A 12,093-nucleotide genomic window follows, 5' to 3' on the forward strand; every position below is an offset into this window, starting at 1 on the left:
ATATATGAGTCACCTACCTTAATACTAAAACTTTACGACAAGGGTTGATTGCGGATCAAGAGTGATCTTTTCTTTAAATAATATTTTCCCCTCTGAACAGACTACCGCTACCTCTTCCCCTCCAAGCATAACGCTCTGAATGTCGCGCCYCTTCAACAATTCACTTCCGAAGCTGGTTAACGCCAGTTTCCCCATCTTAACCTCCAGCTCCAGCTGTCCAGCTGATCTGCGGAACTCACCCCAGCCGTCATTCAAACTCCAAAAACTGCTGAATGCGTCTTCCTGCCATTTCGGACTAAAGCCAACATGGCCTTGGACCATATCGTACTCGAATCCGCTCAGAGCAAGCAGTAATCCGAAGGAAGCCATGGAGCGAGCATAATTGCTGCCGCATTCGAATTCATTCCACGGATTGCGGCGTTCGCCGTCATACCGGTCGCGAATCGCCTTCACCACACGCAGCCCTTCTGTCACATATCCCTCATAAATCATATGGCAGGCAGCCTGATATTCGAAGCCATTCATGCACTCTTCCGCGTAAGGAACAGGCACAATCGGAGAGTTCGCATCCGGCCACGAGCAGATGACAAGACCGGCCTCCTCATTTAACCCGTAAATGCGGCAAGCATTCGGGTGGTCGCCCAAATTTTCAATAAAATTGTTCTCATATATGGATTGAACCGCACGTTTTACTTTCTCAGAATCCAGCACATAACCTATGCCAACCAAATGAGCAAACCACTGGCCAAGCACCTGATCTATGCCGCAGCCCTCACCAATTTGATATTTATGCTCCCCTGCCTCTTCATTCCAGTACACCGTTTCTGCACCGTACTTTTCGAGCACGGAACGGTCTTTGAGATCGACCATTTGATGGAAATAACGTCCATTAAACAAATGCTCATTCGTCCATGCCGATCCTTTGAGCCTGATCGCATCGTATTCCGCCGCTGTTTCTGGCTCACCCAGCGCATTCGCCATCTCGGCTGCCGCCTTCAAAGCTGCCAAGTACATGCTCGTCAGCCAGGAGTTCGGGCCGAACAACTCCATATCGAGCGTATGATGCTGCCGCCCTTCCATAACGCCGTCCTTGTCGGCATCCCATTGGTCTTCATTGGTTGGCTCCCAGGCAAACTCAAGCGCTTTGCGAATGTTTAGCCACAGAGATCGCAGCCACTCTGTATCGCCGGACACTTTCCATTCGCGATACGACTTAATAATGCCCCCCATTTGCCCATCAGCAGCGGCTCTGAAATTATTATCGCGTGTTGTCCGCTCTGCTGGCAGCATGAGGCGGAACGCCATTTTCCCATTTTCAAACTGGGCATAGGTATAGTCGATCTTCCGCATCGAACGTGCTAAAGCCGGGAACAGGAAAGCTGTCGCTTGCTCGTAATTCCATACATGTGTGCAAGAGCCTTCGCAGGAGCCTTCATTCGTATGTACACCCTCAAACCCGTACAAGGTCCCATCGGTTAAACGCAGTACAGTAGGAGATTTTAAAATAGAAATATTGCTGCTAATTGCATCAACAACCGTATCAGGCAAGGTGGACCCGAATAACGTATCCTTAAACATTCGCGACTCCGCATGCAACCGCTCGTAGTTAGTCATCACGTATTTAGCTGTATCGGTAGAATCCTGAAATAACGTCGAATAATAATTTTTCCATGAAGGTAGTTGATCGCCGCCTGGATTCCAGAAGTTAACATAATTCGGAAAACTCCATGTAAGAATGAAACGAAATGTTGCTTTACCACCCGGAGGTACGGTACGATGCCCACTCAGCAAGCCGACATCCTGGTGCTTTTCATGCACTCGTCTCGGATCTAATTCACTTGACGCCTCGTAGTATCGCTCCTGAAAGCGGCCTGGCCGGCGAAAATCCTTCCAAAACACAGTCAAGTTGTCGAACCAACTCCCACGAAACCAGTACGTCTGATAGCTGACGTCATCATGATCGGCAAGCAGCGTCAAATCGCCGAAGTCCGCTTCATCCTCTGTGTACTGGATGGAAGACATCCGAATTGCTCTTCGTCCATCTACCTCAGTGGCTTCGTTAATCGCTCCTTTGCGAAGAGGGTTCGTCAAGTTGCCTACCACACTCAGATCTAATTCATCCGTGGAGCGGTTCGTCACTTCATATTCGAAAATAGCGCAAGGAATCGACGAATCGCGATCGTTCAACGGGATGAATGGATTGAAGGCTGTCAACTTGACGTGGATGGGATCATCCTGATCATCGAACGTCATTTCTGCAAACGGGAATTCACCACGAAACGACGTATTCTTAAAATGCGGGAATCCAGACATATTCTCACGTCTAGGCCCGTAGCCATAGCCTTCAAACTTCCCTTTTCCTTCACCGGTATAAGGCGTTTGCAGATCCCCGTTCAACACTTTGGTCAGAATCACCTCGCCTTGACGCTCCGCTTTTACAGCAAAAAAGGAAAATCCATTAAAGCTCAGCTTATTCGGACGATTGAAAATCTCCCAATCGATCAGCCGCCCATTCCCGGCCAGACCAATGCTGCCCGTCCCAATACCACCAAGCGGAAATGAGATTTGACTCGTTTTGGCACCTGTATACACAAAATTTTTCTCCATACCAAACTGTTCATTTTTTGACTGATTCGTACTCATATGACGGCCTCCTCAAATTCCTCATGTTAGATAAATAGTTCCTTGTGCTCCTTACATTTTAAGTCCACCCGCCGTAATGCCATCGAGCAAATATTTTTGTCCGAATATGTAAAAAAGCAGCGGCACGATGAGCGACAATGTCACCCCTGCCAAGATGGCAGAAAGGTTCCCGGTTCCAAACGCTCCGGTTAATGCGGTCATACCGATTGGCAGCGTCATTTTCTCAAATGAATTCAGAAAAATCAGCGGCCGGAAGAAATCATTCCAATGCCCGATGAAGCTAATCACCGAAGTGACGGCCACCGCTGGATAGGACATCGGCAGAATGACCTTAAGAAACACCCAAATACGGCTGGCTCCGTCCATATATGCGGCTTCATCATACGCGCTCGATATCGACATCATCGTCTGCCGAATCATGAAAATACCGAACGGATTAATGAGTCCCGGCAAAATAAGCGCCAGATGCGTGTCGACGAGACCCAGCTTCGACATCAGAATAAACTGCGGGATGATCGTTACTTGTCCCGGAATCATCAGCCCGGAAAGAAAAATGAGAAATAGCGCGTCGGAAAGATGGCAGGCGGCAGCGAAAACGAGTCTTTTGGCAACCGCAGCGAGGTGGAGAATATCCAAAGGAATGGGGTCAGCATGAGAAAGGATAAGAGCAGCAGCACGCCATCGAGTAGAATACGTCCTGGCTTAAATCCCCGCATGACGCCCGTTTTAGTCCCAGCCCCTGCTGCCTGAAGATTGGAAGCCTCCACTTATATCAACTCCTCTCTTAGTCCCTATCATAGTTGACCCATTTCTTACTAATAGAAAATTGAAAGACCGTTACACACAGTATGATTAAGAATAGACTGAGCGAAAGCGTAGAAGCATACCCCATCTCATGATGCTGGAACGCCACTTCATAAATATACATATTCACTGAACGGGAAGCGTCTCCTGGTCCGCCTGATGTAATGAGGTATGGCTCATCGAAGATTTGGGTCGCACCAATCAAAGTTGTCACTAAGACAAAGAAAATCGTTGGCGAAAGCATAGGCAGTGTGATGGAGAAAAAGCGCTGTGTTTTATTCGCTCCGTCAATTTCGGCGGCTTCATATAGAGCAGCGGGTATGCTTTGCAGTCCAATTAAGTAATACAGGAACGCATTGCCGATAAATTTCCAAAAGCTATATATCGCTACAGCCACGTAGACCCACTGTGGAGATTGCATCCAGGCAATAGGACTGACGCCTAATTTACCTAACATGAAATTCAATATACCGAAATCCTTGCTGAAGATGAACTGCCAGGCGACCGCAACCGCAGCAGAAGTCGCGAGTACGGGGAAATAGAAAATCGTACGGTACAAATATTTCCACCCTTTGCCGATATTTCGATTCACCGCTAAAGCAATCATTAGACCTAGAATCGCATGCATAGGGGTTAAAATCAGTACATACTTAAGCGTATTTCCGTACGTTAGCCATAAGCGATCATCTGCGAACAAATGCTTGATATTGTCAAAATCGATCCATTTGGCTGGCGTAATGACGTTGTATTTCGTAAAACTTAAATAAAGAGTAGCCACAACTGGCTCGCCAATAAAAAGCACAAAAAATAGCAAAGCTGGCGCCAGAAATAACAAGCCGACAACAGTATTGGACATCTTACGGTAAGTTCCCACGCTAGACTCCTCTCATGAACCGTGGAGCCAGGCGATCCAGGTGGATCGCCTACAGGCTGCCAGCGATTCGGCGTCATTTTTTCAGGATAGCGTCGATTTCTTGTTTCGCTTTCTTCATGGCTGTCGCCGCATCGGATTGATTAGACAGAATCTCCGATACGTGGCGGTCGAATACGCCTTGAATTTCGCCATATTGCATAGGTGCTTCTACCGCTTTGGCGATATCGGCACTTTCCGCATACACCTTCCAGTTCTGTGCTGGTGTTTTCGGCAGAACTTCGTTCATGACGGAAATACGTGTAGGAATAGAAGTATTGGAAAGCGTCGTTTTCTGTGAGTAAACGCCGCTCAGGAAAGCTGAGAGCTTGTAGGCGGCTTCCGGATATTTGGTCGATTTGAGGACAGGGAATGCCCCGGAACCAAAGATTACTTTGTTCGTCTTGAGTGTCGGTAAGAATTGCACATCGATATTCGTGAATTTATTTTTGTCATACGTGCCGAATGGCCATTTCCCGGCAGAAATCATCGCCACCTGACCATTCATGAGCATCTGAATTTGGTCATCCTTCGGCCCTGGAACTGGCGCAACTTTATATTTATAAATGAGATCCTGGAAAAACTGCATCATTTCGATGGCGTTCGGATCGTCTAATTTACTGGTTGTCATGTCGTCATTCAGAACACTTGCGTTATTGTTGAACAACCAAGCTGAAGCGCCAAAATAATAATTCGGAATCGCAAATCCGTATTGTTTTTTGCCGTCTTTTTCCGTGGTCAGCTTCTGCGCATATTGGAGAAAATCATCCTTCGTCCAGCCTTTATTCGGCATAGACAAGCCAGCTTGCTTCAGCATATCCGTGTTAAAATGCATCACGACATTGTTCCAGTCCCACACAAAACCGTACGTTTTTTTGTCGATGACAAAGGGCGACTGCAGTTTCGGATGCAAATCATTATAATTGTCCAGTGCAGCCGGATCGGCTTTCATGTATGTATCCAACGGGAGAAGCAAATCCTGCTTCGCAAACATTTGAATGCCTTCGATCGCAACGCGAATGACGTCAGGCGATTTGCCGCCAGCGATCATCGTCTGAATTTTATTGAAATAGTCAGCCCAGCCGCTACTGACGACTTCCACCCTTTTGACAGTGATATCCGGGTTTTGCTTATTAAATTCAGCCAAAATATTCGATAATTGCTCATCAGTAGCTTCATTTTTACTCCAAACTAATGTTAATTCGGCTTTGCTTGATTTCGATGAGGTTGTTGTTGAATTAGAGCTGCATGCGACTAGTGACCACCCAAGTGCAAAAATTAATAAGAAGACCCAAACCTTTTTCATACAGGACACCATCCTTAGCAGAATGTGACGCCGCGCTCCCGGATTGGCATAGCCGGTGCGGCCTGATGCCTTTCTACGTTGTGATTCATGGTCCAATGCTATTCCCGTGCACGTGCACGGTTAAGACTAAAAAAATTTGCAACAAAGCAACCTCGCCGCTAAGGGCGTCCCCTACTTCGGCTAATCCAGCATTGGAGCTCCGCTCACCTACGTCGTGCACGTGAACGAACTCATCTTAACAAATAAGTTTTGTTTTGTAAACGCTTTAATTAAAATTCGTTCCTATTGCCTATATTCACGTATTCCCTTTACGTTCACGAGCACGGGTATTGACCTGCACGCTCAGTTAAGCTACGATTAGACCACTATAGGCTTTTCACGGAGGTCCATTCCAATGAACGTTACCAGCAAACAAATCGCCGAATTGTGCGGCGTTACCAGAGGGACCGTAGATCGCGCGTTGAACAACCGTCCCGGCATCCATCCGGACACACGCGAGAAGATTATGCGCGTCGCTGAAGAGCTTGGCTACCGGCCGCATTTCTTGGCTCAGAGCCTTGTAAAAGGTCATACAAAAACACTTGGCATCGTATTATTCGACATCCACAACCAAATTTTCTCTCAACTCTTCCATGCCTTCGAGGCTGAGGCCYGGAAACGAGGTTATATCGTATATCTGGTGCTTTCCAATCGAGACAAGGAGCTTGAATTGGAATATATCAACAACTTGTTAGATCGTCGAGTCGACGGAATTGCCCTGCTGCCGGCGAATGACAGCAAGAAGTTCGAGTCCTTTCTCCTTCGCTCGCGCACACCTATTGTAACGTTCGGCAACCGTCTATCCGGTCCATTCCCTTATATTTGGATTAACGATAAACAGGCGATCTGTGACTCTGTTACCTTTCTTGCTGACCAAGGCTACCGCCATCTTATCTATTTAAGCCCTCCCTTGATGCGCAGAGGCAAAGAAAATATTTATGTGCCTGAGCAGCGCTATCAAGGTTTTATCCAAGCCTGTGCAGATATTCCCGACATGCAGTTTACTGTCATCGGGCATAAGCAATACTTGGCTGAATTAGAAACGCTGATGGATACCACCGACAGCAAATGCGCCATCCTCTGCTCAAGCGATGTATATGCCTTGGAAGTTCTGAAATGGCTAAAATCCCGTAAAATTCGCGTGCCTGACCAGGTCGGCCTCATGGGCTTCGATAATATTGAGTTTCTGAAATATATTAACCCCTCCCTTACGACGGTGGATTATAATGTGAACGAAATCGGAACGAAACTTGCTGATCTGCTGATTCGTCGCATTAACGATGATGAAGTACCGGCTGAGACATTGATCGACCATCATGTTCTGCAAGGGGAGTCCGTGTCGTTGTAAGCTGACTAGCTAGTGGATGAAATAAAAGGCAGATTGCGATGTGCAATCTGCCTTCAACGGTTTTACTTGGTCGGATCTGGATAAACATCGACCGTAACGCTTTTCCGGTCGATGTCGTGTCGTTCATGTCTATACATCTGTGTTCGCTCCATTCCTTATCGTGACATCAACGAAAGCTTCGCAGCAGGCAAGCCAGCCGAAGTTCCGGTGATTATGATTCCTCCTGTAACCATAGCGCTCTGAACCAATAAAAGGCAATACCCGTTAAAAGCTCTGCGCCTATTCGCCTTATCTGACTCATGACTACTCGGGTTCCCATTGCCAACTCCGAGTATGCTTCCAGCCCCTTCTACCGCGAAAATAACCTCGTTATCTGCGATAGGCACAACGCGTCCCTGCTCGTCGCGGATCGATACACGGATAACAGCCACGTCTGTCCCGTCTGCTTGAAGCACTGTTCGGTCCGCCTCCATATGAATGTGAGCTGCGACGCCCGTGGTTTGAACCTGTTTTACCGCGAAGATGCCGCCGTCTTTGTAAGCCGTAGCAATCAGCTCGCCAGACTCATACGGCACTGACCATGCCAAATGACCGGCTTTGACCATGCTCTTGAAGCCCAAACTGCGTCCATTCAGCGTAAGCTCAACCTGATCTCCATTGGAATAGACCCAAACATCAATAGGTTCACCCGCTTTTTCGGCCCAATTCCAATGCGGCAATACGTGAACGATCGGCTCATCGGTCCAAACGGATTTTAAATAATAATAAACATCTTTCGGGAAGCCGCACGTGTCCATGATGCCAAAATGAGAACTAATGCACGGCCATGTATACGGCGTTGGCTCCCCTCTATAATCGAAACCCGTCCAGAGGAACACGCCGGTCAGAAACCGGTTTTTAAGCACATCGTTCCAAGCCTTCTCCACCGTACAGGACCATGAGGGCATGTAGATCCCTTCATACGCCGGGCAGTAGCCTCTTTCCATATCGATTTCATAAATGCCTCGGGTCGTCGTACTGCTTGCGCTTTCACTTCCAATCATGATTCGGGATGGGTGGGACTTGTGATCCGATCTATCTTGTTTTTTGCGCTGACCGTAATTGTAGCCGACGATATCTACCTGCTCGCTGTACGTCCCGTTATTCCAGCCGTGATTCATCGCCGCGAGCGTTGGCCGAGTTGGATCCAGTCTGCGAGTCACATTATGCATTGATCGAAGAATGCGCGCTCCCATGCGCTTGCCTTCAAGAATCTCTTCATTTTCCATACACCATATGATGATGGAAGGATGATTGCGATCTCGCAATATCAAACTTTCCAGATCAGCAATCCCTTTGGGCGTGCTATCCAGGAGCCGATTCTCATCAATAACCATCAAGCCCAATTTATCACACATGTCGAGCAATTCCGGGGTTGGCGGATGATGTGCGCTCCGATACGCATTGCAGCCCATTTCTTTCAACAGCTCTAGTTTGTAAGCAATTAGCCGATCTGGCAAGGCGACCCCGACACCAGCGAAATCCTGGTGATTGCAGGTACCTTTGATAAGCACCGGTTTGTCGTTCAGGAAAAAACCATCTCGCGTAAATGCGATGGTGCGAATGCCGAAGACCGTTTCATAGACATCTACCACGCTGCCGTCCATGGAAACTTCCGAAATTACTCGATACAGATAAGGACGTTCAGGCGACCACAGCTGGGGATCAGATACCGAGATAGATTGCTCTGTCTCCCGCTTAGTCAGCCAAGGTGCGCTGACTTGAACAGATTGTGAAGCGATTCTTGCACCTTCCGCATTCACAATAGTGGAAATCAACTCGCATACCCGATCTTCCTCATATTGGTTGTGTACAACTGTGCGGATGACAACTTCCGCTGTTTGTTCTGTTATTACAGGCGTAGTGACATATGTTCCCCAGTGGCCAACATGCAGCCGGTCTGTCTTTTGCAGCCACGTGTGCCGGTAAATGCCGCCGCCTTCATACCACCAACCTTCGCACCGCGTAGCGTCCACTTTTACGACGATGACATTATGACCTTCTTCTCCGTATCGAAGGACATCTGAAATATCATAATGAAAGCTGGTGTAGCCACTATCATGGGTGCCCAGCAGATGCCCGTTCAACCACACCGTACTTACCCCCATAACACCATCAAAGTGAATGCTGATGCTTTTCCCTTCGTCGTACGACGGTATAGCGAACATTTTCCTATAAAATCCGATCCCCATTGGCAAATATCCATGGCTGGCAGGACGGCTTCCCAAATTCGGATCGTTCACCACATCTCCTTCCACGATATAATCATGGGGAATGTTTATTCGGCTCCAATCCTTAGGGAGGGCTGTCTCCGCTGTTTCTTTGTCTGCGTAAGCAATCTCAAGCCATTCCCCTTCCTCCCGCTTGCCATTGTCCGTAATACCGCCTGTCATCCCCGCTTTTACAGCGTACTTCACGTCTATATCACCTTTGTGGAAAAACCAGTCCCTGTCAAAACACTCTCTACTCCTAGATTGTTGATGTTCCATTAGTAAACCTCTTTCTATTCTTAGTTTGGTATAATTTTATTGATAATTATATGTATTTATTAATCAGCGAACAATCCAATGATATTTATGTTAATATAACAATATTAATATTATTGAGAGTGATGCAGATGAAACCTTTTTACTGGAACGTATTAACGGATATCGATTTTCGATTGCCCCTCTATATTGTCTCAACCGGGAGTTGGACTCATCAGCCTCAGGTTTCCCGAAAAGATGGCTACAAGGCATTTCAATGGATTCAATGCCTGAATGGCCAGGGAGTACTAGAAATGGCAGGGAAATCCCTCACCATTTCCAAGGGACAAGGCATGCTGCTGTATCCCGGGGTCCCGCACCGTTATTACCCGCTCTCAGAGCCATGGACCGTGCAATGGGTAGAATTTAATGGCAGCTTCGCAGGAGAACTCCTCCAATCTATGCAATTCCTTGAATCTTCTGTGCTTTTTATCACGAAACCCGAGGTGTTCGAGTCCCGTATCCATGAAATTAATCATATGTTCAACGTCCGGAAATACGGCTCAAGCTACGAGGGATCTCAGCTTCTCTACGGCTTGCTGCTCGATCTGTTCAGGTATACATCCACTTCGGATACCCGCTCCAATCAAGAGCAATATGAGCATTTAAAGCCGGTGATTGACTATATAGAGAACTCCTATGACCAGCCGCTCACATTAATTGATTTAGCCAATCTCCTATCGGTAACGCCTCATTATATGTGTGTTCTCTTTCAACAAACGCTCGGCACAAGACCATTCGAGTACATCAACCGCTTCCGTATTCATAAAGCAAAGGAATTTCTTCAGCAATTCCCAGAGTGGGAGATCCAGACGATTACCAGAAAAGTCGGCTTCGAAAGCCCCAGCTATTTTATTAAAGTATTCAAAAAAATCGAGGGCATTACACCGAAAGAGTTTCGAAAGCAGCATGAACTGCGGTGATGACGCCATGCAACAGAAAAACGGCTGACTCTGGTATTTCCTACAGAGTCAGCCGTTTATTAGTTAAGTTTAGTTGTCAGTTCGAACTCATTACTCTTTCACAGAACCAAGCGTAATCCCATGAATGAAAAAGCGCTGCAGGAACGGATAGATGACAAGCACCGGGATCATTGCAATAAAGATTTTAGCCGCATTCAACGTCTGATTCGAGAGCTCGCTCATCTTCTGAATTTGCTCCGCTGTCATCGTATTGGCATCCACAATAACAACGAGCTGTTGAATGTAAGTCTGCAGCGGATAATGATCCGCATTCGACATCAACACCAGACCGTTAAAGAACTCATTCCAGTGATAAACGATACTGAACAAGGTCACAGTCGCCAGTACAGGCACGGCCAGTGGAATGAATATTTTTACAAGCATATACCAAGGACCTGCACCGTCGACGAGTGCTGCTTCCTCTAGTTCCTTGGGCAAATTCCGGAAATAGTTAATGACCAGAATCACACTGAATATCGGAACACTGTTTCCAAGGACAAGTGCCCAAATATTATTGATCAAACCTAGTGATTTAACCGTTTGATACCAAGGAATCAAGCCGCCGTTAAATAACATGGYGAAAACCAAAATCCACATCAGCACATTGCGGAACGGCAAATCCTTCGCATTTTTGGATAATGGGTAACCCAGCAGCACGATAACAACAAAGTTAAGGCTCGATCCCAGAACAACGCGCTGTATCGAAATCCAGAAGGAATTGAAGAATTTACTGTCGCCCATAATTTCATGATAGGAATTTAAGTTAAATCCAACCGGCCAAAAGCTGACCTGCCCCGAAGACGCTGCTGTATTGTCGCTTAACGAAACAGCCAAAGTGTACCATAGCGGAAGCACACACAAGAGAGCGATGCCAACCAACAGCACGATTAGGAAAAGATCAAACACTTTGGAGCCTATTGTTGTTTCTCTGACCATAATCCTGCTCCTTTATATTAAAAAATACGATAATTTGCAAACTTAGCGGCTAGAACATAGGAAGTGGTAATTAACGCGAAACTAATGACGGATTTCAAAAGCCCCATAGCCGTTGCCAGTCCATACTGCAGATTCAGTAGACCTGTCCGATAGACCCAAGTGTCAATAATGTCTCCGCTTGAATACACAAGTGGATTGTAAAGGTTGAAAATTTGGTCAAAGCCAGCATTTAAGACATTCCCCAAACTAAGCACAGAAAGTAAAATGACTGTTGTCATGATGCCGGGAAGTGTGACATGAAGCAATCGCTGCCAACGCGTAGCGCCATCAATCGCAGCTGCTTCGTACAGTGAAGGGTTAATTCCCGTTAAAGCCGCCAAAAATATAATGGTGTTAAAGCCAAATTCTTTCCAAACATCACTACCAACGATGATAAAAGGAAACAATTCCGCTTTCCCGAAAAACAGGGTAGGACTGATTCCGAAGAAACCCAATAGTCCGTTAACAGGTCCTTTATAGGACAAGATATCAAGTAAAATGCCAGAAAGAATAACCCATGATAAAAAGTGCGGTAAATAAAC

The 12,093-nt window shown here is 46.7% G+C and carries 9 protein-coding genes; 2 read left to right on the forward strand and 7 right to left on the reverse strand.

The window, feature by feature from the left end:
- Positions 1 to 24 precede the first annotated feature (24 nt).
- From AC1DUA_RS11710 to AC1DUA_RS11725, 4 genes are all read right to left on the reverse strand, one after another.
- Positions 25 to 2,643, reverse strand: coding sequence for a GH116 family glycosyl-hydrolase (locus tag AC1DUA_RS11710; protein WP_477499918.1), 2,619 nt, complete (start codon positions 2,641 to 2,643; stop codon positions 25 to 27).
- 51 nt (positions 2,644 to 2,694) lie between these two features.
- A complete protein-coding gene (locus tag AC1DUA_RS11715; RefSeq protein ID WP_477499919.1) occupies positions 2,695 to 3,279 on the reverse strand; it encodes a carbohydrate ABC transporter permease in 585 nt (194 codons plus the stop codon).
- A 148-nt stretch (positions 3,280 to 3,427) separates the two neighbouring features.
- Positions 3,428 to 4,321 (reverse strand): carbohydrate ABC transporter permease, encoded by an 894-nt coding sequence (locus AC1DUA_RS11720; RefSeq protein WP_477499920.1) that lies wholly within the window; start codon positions 4,319 to 4,321, stop codon positions 3,428 to 3,430.
- A 73-nt stretch (positions 4,322 to 4,394) separates the two neighbouring features.
- On the reverse strand, positions 4,395 to 5,663 hold the full coding sequence (locus AC1DUA_RS11725) for an ABC transporter substrate-binding protein (protein WP_477499921.1): 1,269 nt from the start codon (positions 5,661 to 5,663) through the stop codon (positions 4,395 to 4,397).
- Between the two features lie 394 nt (positions 5,664 to 6,057).
- Here AC1DUA_RS11725 and AC1DUA_RS11730 point away from each other — a divergent pair, with 394 nt between their 5' ends.
- Positions 6,058 to 7,050 (forward strand): LacI family DNA-binding transcriptional regulator, encoded by a 993-nt coding sequence (locus AC1DUA_RS11730; RefSeq protein WP_477499922.1) that lies wholly within the window; start codon positions 6,058 to 6,060, stop codon positions 7,048 to 7,050.
- A gap of 155 nt (positions 7,051 to 7,205) precedes the next feature.
- On the opposite strand, the gene galA is transcribed toward AC1DUA_RS11730, so the two are convergent.
- A complete protein-coding gene (gene galA / locus AC1DUA_RS11735) occupies positions 7,206 to 9,578 on the reverse strand; it encodes a beta-galactosidase GalA (RefSeq protein WP_477499923.1) in 2,373 nt (790 codons plus the stop codon).
- Between the two features lie 128 nt (positions 9,579 to 9,706).
- Between galA and AC1DUA_RS11740 the strand changes: the two genes are divergently transcribed.
- A complete protein-coding gene (locus AC1DUA_RS11740; protein ID WP_477499924.1) occupies positions 9,707 to 10,537 on the forward strand; it encodes an AraC family transcriptional regulator in 831 nt (276 codons plus the stop codon).
- 90 nt (positions 10,538 to 10,627) lie between these two features.
- Here the strand turns inward: AC1DUA_RS11740 and AC1DUA_RS11745 are convergent, their stop codons facing one another.
- On the reverse strand, positions 10,628 to 11,512 hold the full coding sequence (locus AC1DUA_RS11745) for a carbohydrate ABC transporter permease (protein ID WP_477499925.1): 885 nt from the start codon (positions 11,510 to 11,512) through the stop codon (positions 10,628 to 10,630).
- A 17-nt stretch (positions 11,513 to 11,529) separates the two neighbouring features.
- Positions 11,530 to 12,093 (reverse strand): ABC transporter permease subunit (locus AC1DUA_RS11750; protein WP_477499926.1); only part of this gene is annotated, 564 nt, incomplete at its 5' end.

The organism is Paenibacillus sp. 01T422 (assembly GCF_056398785.1).

What these genes read in the sequence shown, in the direction of transcription:
- AC1DUA_RS11725 (WP_477499921.1), bottom strand. Translation starts at nt 5,663, where the DNA reads ATGAAAAAGGTTTGGGTCTTCTTATTAATTTTTGCACTTGGGTGGTCA.
- galA (WP_477499923.1), bottom strand. Translation starts at nt 9,578, where the DNA reads ATGGAACATCAACAATCTAGGAGTAGAGAGTGTTTTGACAGGGACTGG.
- AC1DUA_RS11740 (WP_477499924.1), top strand. Translation starts at nt 9,707, where the DNA reads ATGAAACCTTTTTACTGGAACGTATTAACGGATATCGATTTTCGATTG.